19 protein-coding genes are annotated in these 22,304 nt (G+C 65.6%); 10 read left to right on the forward strand and 9 right to left on the reverse strand.

Translation table 11 applies throughout. The features are described from left to right. Nucleotides 1-28: 28 nt before the first annotated feature. The 3 genes from SHTP_RS17990 to SHTP_RS18000 all read right to left on the reverse strand — a co-directional run bounded on the left by SHTP_RS17990 (nt 29) and on the right by SHTP_RS18000 (nt 3,481). The gene (locus SHTP_RS17990; RefSeq protein ID WP_420866672.1) at nt 29-1,033 is read right to left on the reverse strand and encodes an acyl-ACP desaturase; all 1,005 of its coding nucleotides are present in this window, start codon (nt 1,031-1,033) and stop codon (nt 29-31) included. Between the two features lie 138 nt (nt 1,034-1,171). Beyond that, on the reverse strand, nt 1,172-1,663 hold the full coding sequence (locus tag SHTP_RS17995) for a sigma 54 modulation/S30EA ribosomal C-terminal domain-containing protein (RefSeq protein WP_276527055.1): 492 nt from the start codon (nt 1,661-1,663) through the stop codon (nt 1,172-1,174). Nucleotides 1,664-2,119: 456 nt separating this feature from the next. Further along, a complete protein-coding gene (locus tag SHTP_RS18000; protein ID WP_096371335.1) occupies nt 2,120-3,481 on the reverse strand; it encodes a salicylate synthase in 1,362 nt (453 codons plus the stop codon). A gap of 388 nt (nt 3,482-3,869) precedes the next feature. On the opposite strand from SHTP_RS18000, the gene SHTP_RS18005 reads away from it, so the two are divergent. Then, nucleotides 3,870-4,079: a hypothetical protein gene (locus SHTP_RS18005; protein WP_012395320.1), complete on the forward strand. Its 210-nt coding sequence runs from the start codon at nt 3,870-3,872 to the stop codon at nt 4,077-4,079. A gap of 289 nt (nt 4,080-4,368) precedes the next feature. After that, nucleotides 4,369-5,604, forward strand: a complete 1,236-nt coding sequence (locus tag SHTP_RS18010) for a sodium-dependent bicarbonate transport family permease (protein WP_020725947.1) — start codon at nt 4,369-4,371, stop codon at nt 5,602-5,604. An 11-nt stretch (nt 5,605-5,615) separates the two neighbouring features. On the opposite strand, the gene hemW is transcribed toward SHTP_RS18010, so the two are convergent. Next, a complete protein-coding gene (gene hemW, locus SHTP_RS18015; RefSeq protein ID WP_096371336.1) occupies nt 5,616-6,788 on the reverse strand; it encodes a radical SAM family heme chaperone HemW in 1,173 nt (390 codons plus the stop codon). A 266-nt stretch (nt 6,789-7,054) separates the two neighbouring features. Between hemW and SHTP_RS30465 the strand changes: the two genes are divergently transcribed. From SHTP_RS30465 to SHTP_RS18045, 6 genes are all read left to right on the forward strand, one after another. Then, nucleotides 7,055-7,108, forward strand: coding sequence for an Ms4527A family Cys-rich leader peptide (locus SHTP_RS30465; protein WP_350356019.1), 54 nt, complete (start codon nt 7,055-7,057; stop codon nt 7,106-7,108). A 117-nt stretch (nt 7,109-7,225) separates the two neighbouring features. Beyond that, nucleotides 7,226-8,893 (forward strand): nitrite/sulfite reductase, encoded by a 1,668-nt coding sequence (locus tag SHTP_RS18025; RefSeq protein WP_096371337.1) that lies wholly within the window; start codon nt 7,226-7,228, stop codon nt 8,891-8,893. Beyond that, nucleotides 8,890-9,639: a phosphoadenylyl-sulfate reductase gene (locus SHTP_RS18030; RefSeq protein WP_015356498.1), complete on the forward strand. Its 750-nt coding sequence runs from the start codon at nt 8,890-8,892 to the stop codon at nt 9,637-9,639. The genes SHTP_RS18025 and SHTP_RS18030 overlap by 4 nt, the downstream gene beginning before the upstream one ends. Then, nucleotides 9,618-10,349 carry a sirohydrochlorin chelatase gene (locus tag SHTP_RS18035; protein WP_096371338.1) on the forward strand — a complete coding sequence of 244 codons (732 nt, stop codon included), beginning with the start codon at nt 9,618-9,620 and terminating at the stop codon, nt 10,347-10,349. The genes SHTP_RS18030 and SHTP_RS18035 overlap by 22 nt, the downstream gene beginning before the upstream one ends. Nucleotides 10,350-10,363: 14 nt before the next feature. Continuing rightward, nucleotides 10,364-12,304, forward strand: a complete 1,941-nt coding sequence (gene ggt, locus SHTP_RS18040; protein ID WP_096371339.1) for a gamma-glutamyltransferase — start codon at nt 10,364-10,366, stop codon at nt 12,302-12,304. A gap of 91 nt (nt 12,305-12,395) precedes the next feature. Continuing rightward, entirely contained in the window at nt 12,396-14,399 is a 2,004-nt protein-coding gene (locus SHTP_RS18045; protein WP_096371340.1) for an OPT family oligopeptide transporter, read from the forward strand. Between the two features lie 28 nt (nt 14,400-14,427). On the opposite strand, the gene SHTP_RS18050 is transcribed toward SHTP_RS18045, so the two are convergent. The 5 genes from SHTP_RS18050 to SHTP_RS18070 form a co-directional block, all read right to left on the reverse strand. After that, on the reverse strand, nt 14,428-15,537 hold the full coding sequence (locus tag SHTP_RS18050; protein WP_020725954.1) for a sulfate/molybdate ABC transporter ATP-binding protein: 1,110 nt from the start codon (nt 15,535-15,537) through the stop codon (nt 14,428-14,430). Further along, entirely contained in the window at nt 15,534-16,352 is an 819-nt protein-coding gene (gene cysW / locus SHTP_RS18055; protein WP_096371341.1) for a sulfate ABC transporter permease subunit CysW, read from the reverse strand. Before cysW ends, SHTP_RS18050 begins: the two co-directional genes overlap by 4 nt. Then, complete coding sequence (gene cysT, locus SHTP_RS18060) at nt 16,349-17,251, reverse strand: sulfate ABC transporter permease subunit CysT (RefSeq protein ID WP_012395330.1); 903 nt, start codon at nt 17,249-17,251, stop codon at nt 16,349-16,351. The genes cysW and cysT overlap by 4 nt, the downstream gene beginning before the upstream one ends. Then, nucleotides 17,248-18,297 (reverse strand): sulfate ABC transporter substrate-binding protein, encoded by a 1,050-nt coding sequence (locus SHTP_RS18065; RefSeq protein ID WP_096371342.1) that lies wholly within the window; start codon nt 18,295-18,297, stop codon nt 17,248-17,250. Before SHTP_RS18065 ends, cysT begins: the two co-directional genes overlap by 4 nt. A 349-nt stretch (nt 18,298-18,646) precedes the next feature. Continuing rightward, nucleotides 18,647-18,850, reverse strand: a complete 204-nt coding sequence (locus SHTP_RS18070; RefSeq protein WP_231395645.1) for a hypothetical protein — start codon at nt 18,848-18,850, stop codon at nt 18,647-18,649. A gap of 66 nt (nt 18,851-18,916) precedes the next feature. Here SHTP_RS18070 and SHTP_RS18075 point away from each other — a divergent pair, with 66 nt between their 5' ends. After that, the gene (locus SHTP_RS18075) at nt 18,917-20,155 is read left to right on the forward strand and encodes an FAD-dependent oxidoreductase (RefSeq protein ID WP_096371343.1); all 1,239 of its coding nucleotides are present in this window, start codon (nt 18,917-18,919) and stop codon (nt 20,153-20,155) included. Nucleotides 20,156-20,225: 70 nt separating this feature from the next. Continuing rightward, complete coding sequence (locus SHTP_RS18080; protein ID WP_096371344.1) at nt 20,226-22,295, forward strand: glycoside hydrolase family 15 protein; 2,070 nt, start codon at nt 20,226-20,228, stop codon at nt 22,293-22,295. Nucleotides 22,296-22,304 lie beyond the last annotated feature (9 nt).

Raw genomic sequence — 22,304 nt, forward strand, 5'->3', positions numbered from 1 at the left:
ACCGATGCCGGGCCAACCGGCTCGGTGATCACATTCTGCTGAGGGTAAGCGTCCCTTCGGTTTTGAGCACCCGACTGGCGGTGATCTTCTCTGCCCTGCGCTCCTCGCGCTCGAGGTAGCGCTGCTTGGACTCGTCGAACTTGTCGCCGGCTTGTTCGAGCTCCTTGATCAGCACACCGAGATCGTCGCGCATCCACGCGGCCTCGCCGGTGAAGTCCTCCCGCTCGAAAATCCGCCACTTCTTCAGCACCGGCATCACCACCTCGTTGAGGTGGATCCGCGGGTCGTAGATGCCGCCGACGGCGATGATCACGGCCTTGCGACGGAACTCCGGGACGGTGAACCCGGGCATCTTGAAGTTGCGCAATATCCGGTGCACAGACTTCATCGCCTGGTTCGGTGCGATGTCCAGCCCGGCCGCGCTGACGTCACGGTAGAAGATCATGTGCAAGTTCTCGTCGTGCGACACCCTGGCCATCAACTGCTCGGCGATCGGGTCGTTGCTGGCTTTACCGGTGTTGCGGTGCGAGACGCGGGTGGCCAACTCCTGAAACGACACGTACAGGACCGAGTCGAACACACTTTCCGCAAACAGATCACCCTGTTGGTTCTGGCCCGGGCTGAAGCCTCTTGTCATTTGCTCCAGGCGCAGCTTCTCCAGCTCTACGGGGTCGACAGCACGTGTCACCACCAGATAGTCACGCAGCGCGGTGCTGTGTCGGTTCTCCTCGGCGGTCCACCGGTTGACCCACTGCCCCCATGGACCGTCCATGCTGAAGTTCATCGCGATCTCGCGGTGATACGACGGTAAGTTGTCCTCGGTCAACAGATTCTGCACCATCGCCACTTGAGCGACGTCGGTGAGCTGGCTCTGCCCGGGCTCCCAATCCTGGCCGTCGAGGGCGTAGTAGTTCTTGCCATCGGACCAGGGAACGTAGTCGTGCGGATTCCATTCTTTGAACATCGAGATGTGCCGGTTGAGCAGATTCTCCACCACGGGCTGAAGCTCGTGGAGTAGCTGCAGGTTGGTCATTTCCTTGGACACGTTGGTCTCCCAGCTATGTGTTCCGTCCAGTTACAGGCAATATATCTGTAAACCGCGGTTACATTCAAGTCAGGCGCGCCGGGCGGGACCGACCAATCCGAGATCGCCGTCGTAGCGGGGATAGAGCTACTGGCCGCGGCCAGTAGCCGAGTCGGTGAAAAACAGCAGCTGAAGCCCGTGTTCGCGGGCGCGGCGCAGGGCCTCCTCCTCGGTGAGGGCCAGCGTCGGGCGAGAATTCACGATCAGGGGTACCGGCGGCGCCGAATTGCTCGGCGACCAAGCCCATCCCGGCGGATATACGTGCCGCTGCCGAGCCAGCCGCAGCCCCGAGGGGCCGGCCCGGTAGACCACCGCGTCCTCGCCCGTTTCTGCGTCGGTGAACACGTGCGCGTCGTAGTCCATCGCATCCATCACGGCCACCGCCGCCAGGGGCGTCGAGCACTGCAGCGAGACCGGCTTGCGACGCGCGATGGCCGCATCAGGCCGCACGAACAGCCGACGACGCGTCAGATCGGGCCAGGGCCGGGGACGCCACTGGTCATACATCCGCACGATATGACGGTCCAGCCTGAACAATGCCGGCGTCAGATCATCGATGCCGGGCGTAACGGCAAGCACCCGAGCCGGAAGTTCCCCCCACCCGCAGGTTCACCTGCACCACCATCGGGCCACGGCCACAAGCTCCCGTCTTGAGACGCACCCGGGCCCCTCCGACGATCTCGCGGTGCACCAGAATTTGACCCACCGCGCGCGCCACCTGCTCACCATGAGCAGCCGACACCGACGCACTGGAAAGCGCGGTCACATCAGGGAACTCCCGCACCGACCACGGCCTGGGTGCATACACGGCGCACCGACCCCGCTTTCTCGACATGTGTTGCTGCCGCTGAAAGGGAAGCCTGGCTGGCCAGATGCCTACTCGGCTAGGGCCGAAAGTCCTTGCGCACGGTGTGCGATTGATCACCGTTTGGTCAACGGCGTCCACTCACCCGGCGTACGGCAGACGTCCTCGTGCCCTACCGCAGTGTGAGCGCGCGGCGGCACTTACCGCCGGCGTTGCGAAAGCCTCGAAGGCTACTGACGCTCAACCAGATACGGCGCCAACGTGGAGAGCTTCTCGCAGGTCTCCTCGAATTCGCGCTCGGGCTGGGATGCCTCGATGATGCCGGCACCCGCCCGCAACCAGGTGCGCCCGTCACGCTCGTAGGCGGCGCGCAGTGTCAGGGCGGCATCGAGCCCACCATCGGCCGACAACATGACGACCGCCCCCGAATACAGTCCGCGCGGACCTTCGTCGAGACGCAAGATCGCGTCGACACCGTCGGCCTTGGGGATGCCCGATGCCGTCACGGCGGGAAAAAGCGCCTCCAACGCATTCATCCGATCGCTGGCCGCATCCAGGCGGGCGCTGATCGTCGAACCGAGGTGCTGCACGCTACCGCGCTCGCGCACCGACATGAAATCGATCACCGCTGCGGTTCCGGGCTCGGCCACCTCGGTGATCTCGTGCAACGACGTGCGCACCGAAATAGCATGCTCGACAATCTCTTTGGCATTGCTCTCCAGGTCCCCACGGGCCAGCCGATCATGGGCGGCACCCCGGCCCAGCGCGCGCGTGCCGGCCAACGGCTCGGTGACCACCACACCGCTGGGCGAAACCGCGGTGACGAGTTCCGGGCTAAAGCCGAGGGCGCGAATTCCACCAAGCCGCAGCAAGAATGACCGTACGGGTGTGTTGCGCTCACGGCCCCGCCGATACGTCGACGGAAAATCGAGCCGGAACGGCACCTCTACGCAACGGGACAGGATTACCTTGTGGTACGCGCCGGACGCGATCTCACGAACCGCTACCGCCACGCGGTCGCGATAGCCCGACGGATCGGCGCTCAGATCGATGGTTCGAGATCGCGGCACCGTGGGCAGCCCGTCGCGCAGCAGCCGCAGCACCGCCTCGCGCTCGTGCGGCTCCGCGCCGAACAGGCTTACGTCATCGCGGGTCACCACGATGCGGGTGCGCGGCCAGAAGACCCGAGCCAGCGGGGTGCCCGGGGCCAGGCGCGCCTGCAGACCGTAGCGGTACAGCCCGAATTCGAAAGCCACCCAGCCGAAGACCTGATCGGTCTCCAACAACAATCTGTCGATGGCCTCGCCCAGGACCTCCCCAGGTCGCCCCGACCACTGCTGGCGCTGAGTCACACCGTCGCGGATGACCCGGACCTCGTCGCTGTCCAACTCCACCATCGCCTGCACACCCGACGCCAGGACCCACTGGCCGTCACGCTCGTAGAGCAGGTATTGGGTACCTTCGGGTCTCACCGCGTCGCACAGCACGACGGCCAACTCGGCCGCAAGGTCGGCCGGATCGATATCGGCCGGCATCGGGATCGACGGTTCAGCGGTACTGACAGCACTCGCTTCGACACTGACCTCCACCACAGTAGGTAACTGTAGCCTAACCTACGTAAATTCGCGCTATCCGCTCCCGTAAGACGCGGCTACCGGCCAAGACTCAGCGGGAATCAATGGCGGGACCCATGCGCGCCGGACCCCCGGCCGGTGGCGCCAACGCATCCCACCTCAACCCCGAGCCACGCCAGCTCACCCGCCGCCACCAGCCCATCACGCTCGCCTCGCCGACCTCTGGCTTGCACAACGACCACAGATCGCCAACCATTTACCTGATCGACACACCGTGAGATGCTGCTGAGCGGGCAGTTCTCTTACCATCACTGTCTAGCCAGCTAGCCAGTCGCAGAGATGCCCGCCGGCGCTCACCCACCCCCGCCCAAGACCGCCTGCCGCAAGCATCAAGGAGGACCAGCACATGTTCGTAATCCGGCTTGCCGACGGAGAAGAAGTCACCGGCGAATGCGATGAGCTCACCATCAACCACGACACCGGCGTTTTGACGGTCTGCAAAGTCGACGGCTTCGAGGAAACGACGACTCACTACTCGCCATACGCCTGGCGGTCGGTGACGTACCGAAAGCGCGACATCGGCGTCAGGCCGTCGCTGGTTTCTTCGGCGCGTTGAACGCCGCAACGCCCGTCTCACAGTGGATTGCCAGATAACTCACACTAAACTGGCGGCCAGCTGACTTTTACGGCACGTTGCCAGCACAATTGCCATCGCCGACTGTTACATGGCTGTTTCGGCCACTGCCGTGTCGGCCAAAACGGCCCAAATCCAGCTACTTTAATAGGCGTACCAAGTGGCGATTTGGCAGCCGCCTCGCTAAATTCTCAGCGTTGTCTGGGGTGTGTTCCCGGTTGCTCCGCTGGCGGTGGGTGCTTCCTGGATCGCGGCACGATGGGAGGCGTCAATGCTGCACGAGTTCTGGGAGAACTTCACCCATAACCTGTTCAAACCGCTCTTGTTGTTTTTCTATTTCGGGTTTTTGATTCCGATCCTGAAGGTGCGGTTCGAGTTCCCGTATGTGATCTATCAGGGCCTCACCATGTACCTGCTGCTGGCGATCGGCTGGCACGGCGGTGAGGAACTCGCCAAGATCAAACCGTCCAGCATCGGCAGCATCGTCGGCTTCATGGGTGTGGGCTTCGTCCTGAATTTCCTGATCGGCGGTCTGGCCTACCTGCTGCTGAGCCGGATGAGCCGAATGCGGCGAGTCGACCGAGCTACCGTCGCCGGCTATTACGGGTCGGACTCGGCGGGGACCTTTGCCACCTGCGTGGCCGTCCTCACCAGCGTGGGCATCGCCTTCAACGCCTACATGCCGGTCATGTTGGCCGTCATGGAGATCCCCGGCTGCCTGGTGGCCCTGTATCTGGTGGCGCGGCTGCGGCACCGCGGGATGGACGAGGCCGGATACATGCCCGACGAACCGGGCTACACGCCCCCGGCCAAGGTCTCGGTCGGACCGGGTACCGCCGCACGGCCCGCGCGCGGCGAGAGCCTGGAAAGCACACATGACCGCGAAATCGAGCAGGAGCTGGAGTTTTCGCTGGAAAAGCGGGAGCACACGGACCAGGACGAACCCGCCAAGGGCAGCGGCCGGCCGTCGCTGTTCTCCCGGGAGCTCTTCCAGGAGGTCTTCCTCAACCCCGGGCTGGCTCTGCTGCTCGGGGGCATCATCATCGGCCTGATCAGTGGCCTGCAAGGCGAGAAGGTCGTCCACGACGACGACACCTTCTTCGTTACCGCGTTCCAGGGTGTGCTGGCCCTGTTCCTGCTCGAGATGGGCATGACAGCGTCGCGCAAGTTGAAGGACCTCAAGACGGCCGGGCGCGGGTTCATCTTCTTCGGCCTACTGGCCCCAAACCTTTTTGCCACCATCGGCATCATCGTGGCGCACAGCTACGCCTACCTCACCAACAGCGACTTCAAGCCGGGCACCTACGTGTTGTTCGCGGTGTTGTGCGGTGCGGCGTCCTACATCGCGGTGCCGGCCGTGCAGCGACTGGCGATACCCGAAGCAAGCCCGACGCTGCCGCTGGCCGCATCGCTGGGTTTGACCTTCTCCTACAACGTGACGATCGGGATCCCGCTCTACATCGAGATCGCCCGCATGGTCGGGATCTGGTTTCACACCACGGGCTGAGCCGCCCGAAGCTACCCGAGCAGCGTGCGCACCACGGCGTCGGCCAGCAGCCGTCCCCGATCGGTGAGCACCACGCTGTCGCCCTCGGCGGTCAGCAGCCCGTCGGCCACCGCGGCCTGAGCTCGCTCACGCTCGCCGGCATCGAGATGCGCCAGCGGCAACCCTTGCCGCAGCCGTAGCCCCAGCATCACCTCTTCGGTGTGCAAGGCGTCCTCTTCGAGCCGCTCGAGGCCGGCCACCGGCAGCGAAGAACCCGCCAGTATCTCCGCATAAGTGTTGGGGTGCTTGACATTCCACCAGCGGGTCGCGCCGACGTACCCGTGTGCGCCGGGGCCCGCACCCCACCATTGACCCCCATTCCAGTAGCCGAGGTTGTGCCGGCATTCACCGCCCGGCCGGGCCCAGTTGGACACCTCGTACCACGCCAACCCGGCCGCGGTCAGCCGCGCGTCGGCCAATTCGTAACGATGTGCCAGCACGTCGTTGTCGACGGGGGGCAACTCGCCTTGCCGCACTCGCCGCGCCATCGCGGTTCCGCCCTCAACGACCAGGGCGTAGGCCGAAACGTGGTCGACACCGGCTTCGATAGCGGCGTCTACCGAGCGCAGCAGGTCGTCGTCGGTCTCCCCGGGGGTTCCGTAGATCAGATCGAGGTTGACGTGTTCGAAACCCGCGGCAAAGGCCTCGCGCGCCGCCGCCGAAGCCCGGCCGGGCGAATGCACCCGGTCCAAGGTGGCGAGCACACGGGGCGCTACCGACTGCATGCCCAGCGATACCCGCGTGTAGCCGGCCGAGCGGATGGCGTCGAAGAATTCCGGCCAGGTGGACTCGGGATTGGCCTCGGTGGTGATCTCGACGTCGGGCGCGAGCACAAAATGGTCGCGCACCATGTCCAGCAGCGTCGTCAGGCGCTGACCGCCCAGCAGCGAGGGTGTCCCACCGCCGACAAACACCGTGTTCACTGTCGGCGCGTTCAGCCGTGCCGCGGCCAGCTCCAGTTCGCTGCGTAGCGCCAGCAGCCACGCGTCGGGGTTGACGCCGCCCAGCTCAGCCGGTGTATAGGTGTTGAAGTCGCAATACCCGCAGCGAGTCACGCAGAACGGGACATGCAGGTACAGCCCAAACGGCCGTCCGGGGCTGGGCAACAGGGCGGGCAGGTCGACCGGTGCCTCGCGAACAGTCATGCCAAATCTTCGCACGCCGGCCGAGACCCGGACGCCAGTGTGCACGCCGGCGGTCAACGAGGGGCCCCCCACCCCGGGAAGCGGGCCCGTCTGCCGCGGGGCCTGGATGTTCTCAGCCGCTTCGCGGCTTCGTCTATCCAAGCCCCCAGTCTCGCTCGGTAGTTTTGGTCACTGTGAGACAAAATCAGCCCTGTTCGCGCGACGACCGCGGTCCGTGGCAGAATGTCACGGTGCCCGCCAATTCGAACCCGCACATCGCGCTGGTTATGCGTCGGCACATCGACCTCAAGCGTGTCTGCAGCTGTTGCTGTCTTCCTTGATGTCGTAGACCCGGCCCCTTTATACCTTTAGCTGGCCATCGGATCTGCGCACCCCGTCAGACTCGATGGTTTTGTGCGCTCCCAGGTTGGCATTTCTCGCGAAGGAGAACAGACCCAATGACCACGGCACGTCCCGCCAAGCCCCGCAATGAGGGCCAGTGGGCGCTGGGAAATCGCGAGCCGCTCAACGCCAACGAGGAACTCAAGAAGGCGGGCAACCCACTCGATGTGCGCGAACGCATCGAGAACATCTACGCCAAGGCCGGATTCGACAGCATCGACAAGAGTGATCTGCGGGGGCTCTTCCGCTGGTGGGGTCTTTACACCCAGCGCGAACAGGGCTACGACGGTTCCTGGACGGGCGACGAGAACATCGACAAACTCGAAGCCAAATACTTCATGCTGCGGGTGCGCTGCGACGGCGGTGCCCTTTCGACGGCCGCATTGCGTACTTTGGGCGCCATTTCTACCGAATTCGCCAGAGACACCGCCGACATCTCCGACCGGGAGAACCTGCAGTACCACTGGATCGAGGTCGAGAAAGTACCCGAGATCTGGCGGCGGCTCGACGAAGTCGGGCTGCACACCACCGAGGCGTGCGGGGACTGCCCCCGCGTCGTGCTGGGCTCGCCACTGGCCGGCGAGTCACTCGACGAGGTGCTGGACCCGACTTGGGCGATCGACGAAATCGTGCGCCGCTACATCGGCAAGCCTGACTTCGCCGACCTGCCACGTAAGTACAAGACCGCGATCTCGGGCCTGCAGGACGTTGTGCACGAGGTCAACGATGTCGCGTTCATCGGCGTCAACCACCCCGAGCACGGGCCGGGACTGGATCTGTGGGTAGGCGGCGGTCTTTCCACCAACCCGATGCTTGCCAAACGGGTCGGGGCCTGGGTGCCGCTGGAAGAAGTGCCCGAAGTGTGGGCAGCGGTCACCTCGGTATTCCGCGACTACGGCTACCGGCGCCTACGGTCCAAGGCGCGGCTGAAGTTCCTGATCAAGGACTGGGGCATCGAGAAATTCCGGGAAGTTCTCGAAACCGAGTACCTCAAGCGGCCGTTGATCGACGGTCCTGCCCCCGAACCCGCCAAGCATCCGATCGACCACGTCGGCGTGCAACGGCTCAAGAACGGGCACAACGCGGTGGGGGTTTCCCCTATCGCCGGTCGGGTATCGGGCACCATCTTGACGGCGGTGGCTGAGCTGGCCGAGCGGGCCGGGTCGGACCGGATCCGGTTCACGCCCTACCAGAAGTTGGTCATCCTCGACATTCCCGACGACAAGCTCGATGAGACCATCGCCGGCCTGCAGGCGCTGGGTCTGCGCGCGCAGCCATCGCATTGGCGCCGGAATCTCATGGCCTGCACTGGCATTGAGTTCTGCAAGCTATCGTTCGCCGAAACCCGGGTCCGGGCACAGTCTTTGGTGCCCGAACTCGAAGAGCGGCTGGACGATCTCAACTCCACGTTTGATGTCCCGGTCACCGTCAACATCAACGGATGCCCGAACTCCTGTGCACGAATTCAAGTCGCTGACATCGGGTTCAAGGGCCAGATGGTCGACGATGGCGCCGGCGGCCAGGTCGAGGGTTTCCAGGTACATCTGGGCGGCAGCCTGGGCCTGGACAGTGGCTTCGGCCGCAAACTGCGTCAACACAAGGTCACCAGCGACGAGCTGGGTGACTACATCGATCGGGTGGTGCGCAACTTCGTCAAGAACCGCGCCGCCGGTGAACGCTTTGCTCAGTGGGCAATTCGGGCCGAGGAGGACGACCTGCGATGATCGAAACAAGCAACCTGACAGAAGCCGAGCTGCGCGAGCTGGCGGCACGCGGTGCGGCCGAACTCGAAGGGGCCAGTGCCACCGAACTGCTGCAGTGGACCGATGAGACCTTCGGCGGTGCCAATCGTGCCGCCGGTGTCGCTGGTGTCCAGACGGCTAACTACGTGGTGGCCTCCAACATGCAGGACGCCGTGTTGATCGACCTGGCGTCCAAGGTCCGCCCGGGCGTACCGGTGCTGTTTCTGGACACGGGATACCACTTCGCGGAAACCATCGGTTCCCGCGATGCGGTCGAATCCGTCTACGACGTCCAGGTGCTCACCATCACTCCCGAGCACACCGTTGCCGAGCAGGACAAGCTGCTGGGCCAAGACCTGTTCGCCCGCGATCCCGGCGAGTGCTGCCGGCTGCGCAAGGTGGTCCCGTTGCGTCAGGCCCTGAGCAACTTTTCCGCCTGGGTGACCGGACTGCGCCGGGTCGAGGCACCAACGCGAGCCAATGCACCCGTGATCAGCTTCGATGAGGCCTTCAAGCTGGTGAAGATCAACCCGCTGGCGGCCTGGTCTGATGACGAAGTCCAGGACTACATCGTGGCCAACAATGTTCTGGTCAATCCGCTTGTCGACGAGGGCTATCCGTCGATCGGCTGTGCCCCGTGCACGGTCAAGCCGGCCGCCGGCGCCGACCCGCGCAGCGGGCGCTGGCAGGGGCTGGCCAAGACCGAATGCGGGTTGCACGCTTCGTGACGGCGCTGGTACTCACGGCGCACGGCAGCAGGGATCCCCGGTCTTCGGCGAACGCACGAGCGGTGGCGGCCCGAGTCGCGCGCATGCGGCCCGATCTCGATGTGCGGTTGGCGTTTTGCGAGCTGAACTCGCCAGGCCTGGTCGAGGTGCTCAACGGATGTTCCGGTGATGCTGTGGTCACACCCCTACTGCTGGCCAACGGGTACCACGCGGGCATCGACATTCCCGCGCAAATCGCAAGCTGCCGGGAGAGTTTGCGGGTGCGCCAGGCCAACGTGCTCAGAACCGACGACCGGCTGGTGTCGGTGCTGCGGCAACGCGTGACGGCGTTGGGAGTTTCCCGATTCGACGACGGCCTCGGCGTACTCGTCGTGGCGATCGGCTCGTCAAACGCCGCGGTCAACTCCCATACCGCCCAGGTCGGGCCGAAACTGGCCGAGGGAACCCGCTGGGCCGCGGTAGCGACCGCGTTCGCCACCCACCCGCCGGCCGCCCTGGCCGAAGCCGTCAGCCGGCTGCGTCGGCGCGATGCCCACCGGGTGGTCGTTGCACCGTGGTTCTTGGCCCATGGCAGACTGCCGGACCGGGTGCAGCGCTTTGCGGCCGATACTGGGCTCGCCATGGCCGCACCCCTGGGTGCGCACCGTTTGGTGGCCGAGACAGTACTAGATCGCTTCGCGCAGGCAACCGCTGGTCGCGTCGCGGCGTAACGGAGTTTCGTTCTATGACTTTTGTCAAGCGTTGTGGTGCAGTGCTGGCCGTAGCGGCCCTTGCGCTGGCCGGATGTGGCACTACCCACGTGGGGGCGCCGAACTCGGCGGGCCCGTGCGAGATCGTGCCCAACGGCACCCCGGCGCCGAAAACCTCGGTCGCCGCCGCGGCCCCGTCATCGAGAAACGTGGCGACCAACCCGGAGATCGCCACCGGCTATCGCACGGACATGACCCCGGTGCATACCGCGCACTATTCGGTGTCGGCCGCCAATCCACTGGCCACTCAGGCCGCCTGCCGAGTGCTGCGCGACGGTGGCACCGCCGCCGACGCTGTGGTGGCGGCCCAGGCGGTGCTGGGCCTGGTCGAACCCCAGTCCTCGGGCATCGGCGGCGGCGGGGTGCTGCTGTACTACGACGCCAGAACGCGGTCGGTGCAGGCCTATGACGGCCGCGAGGTCGCCCCGGCGGCGGCCACCGAGAACTACATGCGCTGGATCAGCGATGCCGACCACAGCGCGCCCAGGCCCGATCCGCGTGCCTCAGGACGATCGATCGGAGTGCCGGGCATCCTGCGAATGCTCGAGATGGTGCACAACGAGCACGGCACCACACCGTGGCGTGACCTCTTCAGTCCCGCGGTGGCATTGGCCGACAATGGTTTCGACATCAGCCCGCGGATGGCCGCGGCCATCTCCGACTCGGCGCCGCAATTGGGCGCCGACCCACAAGCGCGCGGGTATTTCCTCACCCCCGACGGCACCCCCAAGGCCGTTGGCACCCGGCTGACCAATCCCGCCTACGCAAAGGCGTTGTCCGAGATCGCATCGGCCGGCGCGAGCGTCTTCTATACCGGCGATATTGCTCACTACATCGTGGCCGCCGCCGGCGACACCTCCGGTGGCCGCACGCCCAGCCTGATCACCCTTGAAGATCTGTCCGCCTATCCCGCCAAGAAGCGCGAACCGCTGTGCACGACCTACCGTGGCCGGCAGATCTGTGGGATGCCGACGCCGTCATCGGGTGGCGTCGCGGTGGCCGCCACTTTGGGAATCCTCGAGCACTTCCCCATGAGTGAGTACCGGCCCGACAATCTCGACCCCAACGGTGGTCGCCCGAGTGTGATGGGCGTGCACCTGGTCGCCGAGGCCGAGCGGCTGGCGTACGCCGACCGCGATAAATACGTGGCCGACGCGGATTTCGTCCCACCGCCCGGTGGGTCGCTGAGCACCCTGGTCGACCCCGCGTATCTGGCCGGGCGCGCGGCGCTGATCTCGCCCCAGCACAGCATGGGAACCGCCAAGCCCGGCGACTTCGGCTTGCCGACCACCATCGCCGCGCCGGTTCCCGAACACGGCACCAGCCACGTCAGCGTCGTTGACTCATACGGAAACGCGGCCGCTTTGACCACAACGGTGGAATCGGCGTTCGGTTCCTTTCACATGGTCGACGGTTTCCTGCTCAACAACCAGCTCAGCGATTTCAGCGCGCAGCCATACGACTCCGATGGTGCACCGGTGGCCAACCGCATCCAGCCCGGGAAGCGGCCGCGAAGTTCGATGGCACCCACCTTCGTCTTCGATGGCGCACCAGCAGAACACAGCTCGCTGTATGCGGTGGTGGGCTCCCCCGGCGGGTCAACGATCGTCCAGTTCGTTGTGAAAACACTTGTGGCGATGCTCGATTGGGGGCTGGATCCGCAGCAGGCGGTGTCAGCGGTCGATTTCGGCGCGGCAAACACGCCACGAACCAATGTCGGCGGCGAGCACCCCGACATCAACACCGCCGACAACGGCGCCCACGATCCGCTGATGGAAGGCCTGCGCGCGCTGGGCCATCAGGTCAACCTGGCTGACCAGTCCAGCGGGCTATCGGCGATCACCCGCAGCAAGTCGGGGTGGACCGGTGGCGCCGACCCGCGCCGCGAAGGTGTGGTGATGGGCGACACCAGCTAGCCCCCCGCGCGCGGCACCTGCCGTGGTCGGCCCGCCGGGGCCAGGTGGGGATTGCTGCGGATGGCGGCACTAGCGGATATGGTCTAGCCCCATGTCTGGTGCACTGGGCAGTACACGCGAGATCACCACCCGCGGGATCATCCTGGGTGGGCTGATCACGCTGGTGTTCACCGCGGCGAATGTCTATCTCGGCCTCAAGGTCGGGCTGACGTTTGCCACTTCCATCCCGGCCGCGGTGATCTCGATGGGAGTCCTGAGGTTTTTCGCGAACCACTCGATCGTGGAAAACAACATCGTGCAAACCATCGCGTCGGCCGCAGGCACCCTGTCGGCGATCATCTTCGTGCTACCGGCACTGATCATGATCGGCTGGTGGAGCGGGTTCCCGTACTGGACGACGGTGGCCGTATGCGGATTCGGTGGCCTGCTGGGTGTCATGTACTCGATCCCACTGCGCCGCGCGCTGGTCACCGGTTCCGATCTGCACTACCCCGAAGGCGTCGCGGGGGCAGAGGTTTTGAAGATCGGCGCATCGGCACGGGGGGCGGAGGAAAACCGGAGGGGACTTTCGGTCATCGCGCTGGGCGCGGTGACCGCGGCCGGATACTCGCTGTTGGCCGCGCTCAAGGTGATCAGCAACTCGCTGGCGGTGACCTTCCGGTTGGGTTCGGGCGCGACGATGGCGGGTGCGAGCCTGTCGCTGGCGCTGGTCGGCGTGGGCCATCTCGTCAGGCTGGGCGTCGGTATCGCGATGATTGTGGGTGTGCTCATCAGCTACGGTGTGCTGCTGCCGATGCGCACCGCCGGTCAGCTGCCCCAGGATGGGGCGTTGGCCGATTTCGTCTCCAGGACCTTCTCGTCGGACGTGCGTTTCATCGGGGCGGGAGCCATTGCGGTGGCGGCGGTTTGGACGTTCCTGAAAATCGCCGGCCCCATCATGGCCGGTATCGCCGAGGCCGCGGTCTCCGCGCGCACCCGTCGCCGGGGCGAGGCCGTCGACCTGCACGAGCGCGACATCCCGATCCAGCTGGTCGGGCTGGTGGTGCTGGTCTCGCTGATCCCGATTGGGTTGCTGCTCGGCGACTTCACCGACCACACGCCGATCGCTGGGCGGGCCGGCAGCATCATCGCCGTCAGCTTGCTGCTGATCGTGACCATCGGTCTGGTGGTCGCATCGGTGTGTGGGTATATGGCCGGCCTGATCGGCTCGTCGAACAGTCCGATCGCCGGGGTCGGCATCCTGGTGGTGCTGCTGGCCGCGCTGCTGATCAAGTGGACCTATGGTCCGGCCAGCGATGCCCAGACCCCAGCTTTGGTGGCGTACGCCGTCTTTACCGCCGCGGTGATTTTTGGTGTGGCGACCATTTCCAACGACAATCTGCAAAACCTCAAGACCGGTCAGCTGGTGGGAGCGACCCCCTGGAAGCAGCAGGTGGCCCTGGTGATCGGGGTAACGATCGGCGCGGCGGTGATAGCTCCTGTTTTGCAGTTGATGCAAAGCGCGTTCGGCTTTCAAGGAGCCCCCGGCGCTACCGGAAATGCGCTGGCCGCTCCGCAGGCGGCACTGATCTCGGCACTGGCGAAGGGGGTCTTCGGCGGATCGCTGAACTGGTCGCTGGTGGGATTGGGCGCGCTGATCGGCATCGTGGTGGTCGTGGTCGATGAAGTACTGACCAGGACCACCGCGACACTTCGGCTCCCCCCGCTCGCGGTGGGTATGGGCATGTACCTGCCGATCTCGCTGACGCTGGTTATCCCGGTCGGCGCGGTGCTCGGCCGGATCTATGACTCGTGGGCGCAGCGATCCGGTGATGAGGATGAAAGCAAGAGACGCATGGGCGTCATGCTCGCCACCGGCCTGATCGTGGGCGAAAGTCTTTTCGGCGTGGCCTTCGCCGGCATCGTCGTGGGGACTGGCACGGAGGACCCCCTGGCCATCCTGGGCGACGGATTCACGCATTGGGCCGAGCTGTTGGGTCTGTTTGTCTTTGCCCTCATGATCGCGCTGCTCTACCGGTACGTCCGGGCGGCGGCGTCGTATCGCCCCACAACGCCTGGCCAGGAGCCTGAACCGCTATCCGGCCGGGCCGGATAGGACGCCCGTCACAGCTACGGGGTGACCGTTACTGTCCCCCCACACCGATCTGCGCTGCCCTGGGAGTGCTGCCGGCACCGTCGTCCGGAACGGCCGGGGCAGCTCCGGCGATCGGGGGCACCCGGGTGGCGCGCACATAGACGGTGTCGCCCTCCTGCAGAGCCAGCGCCTCGGCGTCACCCCGGGTGATCTGGGCGGTGAAGGCTCCGCCGGTGGCCGCGCTGGTCAGCTCCACCCGCACCTCGAAGCCCAGCACCACGATCCGGTCCACGACGGCGCGCGTGACACCGGTGGATTCCCCCGTGCCGTCGGCCGCCGCGACGGCCATTTCGGGGGTGCGGCCGACCCGAATGTCGTGCGGGCGCACCAGCGCACCGTTGAGCGCGGAAACCGCACCCAGGAAGGACATCACGAACGCATTCGCGGGGGCGTCGTACACCTCGGTGGGGGAACCAACCTGTTCGATCCGGCCCGAGTTGAGCACGGCGATCCGATCCGCCACATCCAGCGCTTCGGCCTGATCATGGGTGACCAGGACGGTGGTCACGTGCACCTCATCATGGAGTCGGCGCAGCCAGGCCCGCAGATCCTCCCGGACCTTGGCGTCCAACGCACCGAAAGGCTCGTCGAGGAGCAGCACTTCCGGGTCGACGGCCAGCGCGCGGGCCAGCGCCATCCGCTGCCGCTGACCACCGGAGAGCTGATTGGGGTAGCGGCCGTGAAATCCGCTCAATCCCACCACTTCTAGCAGATTGTCGACTTTGTCTCTGATCTCGGCTTTGGGCCGCTTGCGGATCTTCAAGCCGTAGGCCACATTGTCGCGAACGGTGAGGTGCTTGAAGGCGGCGTAGTGCTGGAACACGAAGCCGATGCCGCGTCGCTGGGGCGGCACCCGGGTCACATCGCGTCCATTGATCGTGATGTTGCCGCTGTCGGGCTGATCGAGCCCGGCGATGGTACGCAGCAGCGTCGACTTGCCCGAACCGCTGGGCCCTAGCAAGGCGGTCAGCGAACCGGCCGGCACCACGAAGTCCACGTGGTCCAGCGCGACGAAGTCCCCGTATTGCTTGAAGGCGTCCCGCACGACAATGGCGTGACCGCCGGTTCCCGGTCCAGTCAATGAAGTCTCCTTCTTCATGCCCGGCTGGTCGTTCGAGACCGGCGCACGTCAAGTGCCACCTGGACGATCAAGACCACCACCGCGACAGCCATCAGCAGCGTCGACAGCGCATAGGCCCCGTACCCGGCCCCGCGGTGGTAGCGGTCCGAGACCAGCAACGTCAGCGTTTGCGATGTCCCTGGGAGATTGGACGACACCATCAGGACCGCACCGTATTCGCCCAGGGTACGGGCGACGGTCAGCACAATTCCGTAGGTCAGGCCCCACCGGATCGATGGCAGCGTGATGCGCCAGAACGTCTGCCACCAGCCAGAACCCAAGGTTGCGGCGGCCTGCTCTTGGTCGGTGCCCAATTCGTGCAACACGGGTTCGACCTCGCGTACGACGAACGGCAGGGTGACGAAGATGCTGGCGAGGACCATCCCGGGCAGGCCGAAGATGATTCGGATCCCGAGGTCTCGTTCGACGAAGCCCAGGGCACCCGCCGATCCCCACAACAAGATCAACGCGGTGCCCACGATGACGGGCGAGACCGCGAAGGGCAGGTCGATGATCGCCTGCAACACGCCCTTGCCCCGGAACCGGTTGCGGGCCAGCAGCAATGTGGTCGGAATGCCGAAAATCACGTTCAGCGGCACCACGATGGCCACCAACAACAGCGACAGATGCAGCGCCGAAATCGCCGCCGGGGTGCTGATCCAGTCATAGAACTGGCCCAAGCCGGGTTCGAAGGTGCGCCACAAGATCACCCCCACCGGAACCACCAGCAGCGCAAAGACATACGTGAGCGCGATGGCCCGGAGCAGGTAGCGAACCAGCGGGGACGAAGTCATGGGGCCAACTCCTCCCGCTTGGCCGCGCGCGCACCGAGGACCCGCAGCACCAGCAGTACCGCGAATGAGATCGACAGCAGGACAATGGAGATCGCCGCGGCCCCGGTGCGGTCATCGTTTTCGATCAAGGTGCGAATCCACTGCGAGGACACCTCGGTCTCACCCGGGACTGCGCCGCCGATCAACACCACCGACCCGAACTCGCCGATGGCACGGGAGAACGCCAGGCCCGCACCGGACAACAACGCCGGCATCAGCGACGGAAAGATGACGGAGGTAAAGACCTTCCAACCGGTGGCACCCAGCGATGCCGCCGCTTCCTCGGTCTCGCGGTCGAGTTCCAGCAACACCGGTTGAACGGCACGCACCACAAACGGCAGGGTGACAAATGCCAGCGCCACCCCCACGCCCCACACGGTGTGCTGCAGGTGCAGCCCCAGCGGGCTGTTATGCCCGTAGAGCGCCAGCATGACCAGGCTGGCGACAATGGTGGGCAGGGCAAACGGCAGATCGATGACGGCATCGACGAGTCGCTTACCCACGAACTCGTCCCGGATCAGCACCCAGGCGATCAACAGGCCGAACACCGTGTTGAGCAACGTGACGCCGGCGGAGACGGTCAACGTCACCCGCAACGACTCCAGCGCCGCGTGCGAGGAGACCGACAACCAAAATGCGTGCCAGCCGCCGTCGGCGGCCTGCCAGGCAATGGCCGCCAACGGCAGCAGCACGATGACCGAAAGCCACACCATCGACACACCAACCTGCAGCGCCGTGGCGCCCCTACGGCCCGAGCGGCCAAGTCCGGATATCCATTGCGGACCGCCGTCGGCGCGCTGACCGGGATCCGGCGCCACCGCCGGCGGATCGGACTGCCCGGAATGTGCTGTCACCGTCATCCGGTGGCCTGCATGTAGATATTGGTGATGCTGCCGGTGCCCTTGTCGAATAGCTGCGGATCCACCGTGTCCCAACCGCCCAGGTCAGCGATCGTCCACAGTTTCTCCGGCAGGGGAAACTGATCGCGAAACTCGGCGACCACGGCGGGGTCGACCGGCCGGAATCCGGCCTGCGCCCAGAGCCGTTGCGCCTCGACGGTGTACTGGAAGTTCTTGAATGCCGTCGCCGTGGCCAGATGTGCGGTGGTGGTCACCACCGCCAGGGGGTTTTCGATCTGGAAGGACTGCGGCGGGGTGACGTGTTGAACGCGCTTGCCTTGCCGCTCGGTGGCGATCGCCTCGTTCTCGTAGCTGATCAAGACGTCGCCGCTGCCCTGGACGAAGACATCGGTGGCTTCGCGGCCCGAGCCGGGGCGTAGTTTGACGTGCTCGCGCACCAACCTGCTGACGAAGTCGATCCCGGCCTGGCTGTTTCTGCCGCCCTCGCTCTTGACCGCGTAGGGGGCGAGCAGGTTCCATTTGGCCGACCCCGAGCTCAACGGGCTGGGGGTGATGGCCTCCACGCCGGGCCGCAACAGATCGTCCCAATCCCTGATGTTCTTGGGATTGCCCTCCCGCACGACCAGCGTGACCACCGACTCGAACGGAATGCCCCTGGTGGCGTCGGCGTCCCAGTCCTTGGCGACCTTGCCGGCCCTGACCAGTCGAGCGATGTCCGGTTCGACCGAGAAATTCACCAGATCGGCCGGTTTGCCGTCGGCGACACCGCGAGATTGGTCGGCAGAGGCACCGTAGGAGGTGATCACCTGCACGTCCTTGCCTTCCTCGGAGGCGTTGAAGGCCGGGATCACCGTGCTCCAGCCGGGCTCCGGGGCCGAGTAGGCCACCAGCGTGATGCTGGTGTGCGCGTCGGTGGGTCCACCACCACCCGCGATGTCGCTAGGACCTCCCTGACACGCCGAGGCCAGGACGGCGATCAGCGCGAAGATGACCCCGAACGTGCCGGGCCGCCGCGAGCGCGCCGCGCCCATGAACGTCTGCGGCATTGGTGGCCTTCCAGTGCGGGATTTGTGGACAACGTTTCCCGTGACTGCGGAAGGAGCGATCGGCTAGCAACTGAGGCATTGACGAACTCCGCACCAGACCGCGCACGGGTTTGGCGTCAGCGACAACAGCGCACGTCAGCAGTGGCGCAGAGCACCACGGCTTCACTCACGCAGGCCACTGCAAACCCCAAGCACCCCAAAGCACTGGCCACTGCGTGCATGCCGCGAAGCCTAACAGAATCCGTCGGGGACAGACCGCGTCCGCATCTCAGTGCGTGAGCAACCACATGGCGACCACCAACACCAGCAGGGCGACGAGAACCAACGTGACGTGCGACCGTGGCATCGCTTACCCCGACGCTTCGTCGCTATGGCGGACGCGTTGCATCAGCTCGATACCCATGCCCAGCAGGGCATCCAATATTGCCGCCGAGATAAGGGCCACACCCAGCACCACCGGCATCACCGTGAGCGCCTGCAGTGCGAACGGAAGCCCGGAGAGCCACAGCTCAACACCGTCCCACCAATTCAGGATGCCGCTCACCGGACTCACCCTATGCGGCGCGGCAGCCGAAACCAATGCGCCTGATCGGCCGGATGATCTGCCTAAGATCGCCCAGTGCCTCAGCCATCGGAAACGACAAGCGTTCTGGTAGCCGGCGGCGGACCGGCAGGCATGATGCTGGGCTTGTTGCTGGCCCGGGCCGGCGTTGACGTCACCGTGATGGAAAAGCACGCGGACTTCCTGCGCGACTTCCGCGGTGACACGGTGCACGCCAGCACCCTGCGTCTGCTTGACGAACTCGGTCTTGGATCCCAATTCGCTCAGATCCCGCATCGCCTGATCGACACCATCAGCATGAAGGTGCAGGGCCAACCGGTCGACCTCGACCTCAAACACCTGCCCGGCGCCCACCAGCACATCGCCTTGGTGCCCCAGTGGGATTTCCTCGAGTTGCTGGCCGCCGCGGCTGAGGCTGAACCCACCTTCCGATTGCTGCGCAGCACCGAGGTGACCGGGGTGTTGTGGGGTGACGGACCCGACCCGGGCCGCGTCGTCGGTGTCACCTACCGCGCGCAATCCGGTGAAACAAAACACATGCACGCCGATCTGACCGTGGCCTGCGATGGCCGGGGCTCCACGGTGCGCTCGGCCTTGGGCATGGCGACCCGCAGCTTCGGCGCACCGATGGACGTCTGGTGGTTCCGACTACCACGTCGGCCCGATGATCCGACCGGTCTGGCCGGCATCTTCAACTCAGGTCACGGCGGAATTGCCATCGATCGCGGCGACTACTACCAGATCGCCTACATCATTCCCAAGGGCAGCGATGCCCAATTGCGCGCGCAGGGTATTGAGGCACTGCACCGGGCGCTGGCGGACTTGATGCCCTGGCTCGCCGACCGCGTCGACGCACTGAAGTCTTTCGATGACGTGAAACTGCTTGATGTACAACTCAATCGGCTGCGGCGCTGGTACTGCGACGGCGCGTTGTGCATCGGCGATGCGGCGCACGCGATGTCCCCGGTCGGCGGCGTCGGGATCAACCTGGCCCTGGCCGACGCGGTGGCCACCGCCCGGATGCTGGCGCCGTCGTTGCGCGTCGGGCGGGTGTCCACCGGCCAGCTGGCGCGGGTGCAGGCACGCCGGTGGGCCCCGACGGCCTTTCTGCAGGGCATCCAGCGGGCCATCCACGCCGCCATCGTCGCGGTGGCGGTAACCGGCGGGCCGCCGCAACCGCCGCCGGTGGTGCGCCTGGTGAGCCGTTCGGTGCTAGTGCGGCGGATCATGGGCTATCTGGTGGCGATCGGCCCACTGCCCGAACACGCCCCAAAGTACGCGAGGCGGGCACGGTAGACCCGACACCTCGGCGCCGCGCGGAGCGCAGTGGTGGACGCAGGGCAGGTCGACAGTCGATGATGGCGGGATGGTTTTGCACGCCGAACACGCAGACGAGGACGTCGAGCTCACCGTCGAGCCGACGGAGGCCCCGCACGCCGCGCCGGCTACCCAGATTCCCGCGTTGGACGGGGCCCCCGCGGCGTCGGTCGAACTCAGCCAGCACGGCATCTCCCCGTCCAGCGCATCGCTGCGCAATCCGTTTCCGCCGATTGCCGACTACGCGTTCCTGTCCGATTGGGAAACGACGTGCTTGATCTCTCCGGCCGGCTCGGTGGAGTGGATGTGTGTGCCCCGGCCGGACTCCCCCAGCGTGTTCGGCGCGATTTTGGATCGCAGCGCCGGTCATTTCCGGCTGGGCCCCTACGGGGTTTCGGTGCCGTCGGCGCGGCGCTACCTTCCCGGCAGCCTGATCATGGAGACCACGTGGCAGACCCACACCGGGTGGCTGATCGTGCGCGACGCGTTGGTGATGGGGCCCTGGCACGACATCGAAAGGCGCTCGCGGACTCATCGGCGTACGCCGATGGATTGGGACGCCGAAAACATCTTGCTGCGCACCGTGCGCTGCGTCAGCGGAACCGTCGAGCTGATGATGAGCTGCGAACCGGCGTTCGACTACCACCGTCTCGGGGCCACCTGGGAGTACTCGGCCAACGCCTACGGTGAGGCCATCGCCCGGGCCAGCAAGCAACCCGATGCTCACCCGACGCTGCGGCTGACCACCAACCTGCGGATCGGGCTGGAGGGCCGGGAGGCACGGGCGCGCACCCGGCTGAAAGAGGGCGACGACGTGTTCGTCGCGTTGAGCTGGACCAAGCACCCGGCGCCACAGACCTACCAAGAGGCCGCCCAGAAGATGTGGCAAACCACCGAATGCTGGCGGCAGTGGATCAACATCGGCAACTTTCCCGACCACCCGTGGCGGGCATACCTGCAGCGCAGCGCGCTCACACTCAAGGGGTTGACCTACTCGCCCACCGGCGCACTGCTGGCGGCCAGCACCACCTCGCTTCCGGAAACACCGCGCGGCGAACGTAACTGGGACTACCGATACGCCTGGGTTCGCGACTCGACCTTCGCGCTGTGGGGGCTCTACACCCTCGGTCTGGACCGCGAGGCCGACGACTTCTTCGCCTTCATCGCCGATGTATCCGGCGCCAACCACAACGAGCGCCACCCGTTGCAGGTGATGTACGGCGTGGGCGGCGAGCGCAGCCTGGTTGAAGAAGAGCTCAACCATCTGTCCGGCTACGACCATGCGCGACCGGTCCGGATCGGCAACGGCGCCTACAACCAGGACCAGCACGATATCTGGGGCTCGATTCTGGATTCGTTCTATCTGCACGCCAAGTCGCGTGAACAAGTCCCGGAAACATTGTGGCCGGTGCTGAAGCGACAAGTGGAAGAGGCGATCACGCACTGGCGCGAGCCCGACCGCGGAATCTGGGAAGTGCGGGGGGAGCCGCAGCACTTCACCTCGTCAAAGGTGATGTGCTGGGTGGCGCTGTCCCGCGGGGCCAAACTCGCCGAGCGCCAGGGCGAGAAAAGCTATGCCCAGCAGTGGCACCAGATCGCCGACGAGATCAAGGCGGACATTCTCGAGCACGGGGTGGACTCGCGCGGGGTGTTCACCCAGCGCTACGGCGACGACGCGCTGGACGCCTCGCTGCTGCTGGTGGTGGTGCTGACTCGCTTCTTGCCCCCGGATGACCCGCGCGTGCGCAATACCGTCCTGGCGATCGCCAACGAGCTCACCGAGGAGGGCCTGGTGCTGCGGTACCGGGTCGAGGAGACCGACGACGGACTCTCCGGCGAGGAGGGTACCTTCACCATCTGCTCGTTCTGGCTGGTCTCGGCGCTGGTTGAGATCGGCGAAGTGGCCCAGGCCAAGCGGCTCTGCGAGCGGCTGCTGTCCTACGCCAGCCCGTTGCATCTGTACGCCGAAGAGATCGAGCCACGCACCGGGCGGCATCTGGGCAACTTCCCGCAGGCGTTCACCCACCTGGCGCTGATCAACGCGGTGGTCCACGTGATCCGCGCCGAGGAAGAGGCCGACAGTTCCGGGATGTTCCAGCCGGCCAACGCGCCGATGTAGCCCCCGTCG

The sequence above is a fragment of the Mycobacterium ulcerans subsp. shinshuense genome (assembly GCF_002355775.1).
Taxonomy (GTDB): Bacteria; Actinomycetota; Actinomycetes; order Mycobacteriales; family Mycobacteriaceae; genus Mycobacterium; species Mycobacterium marinum.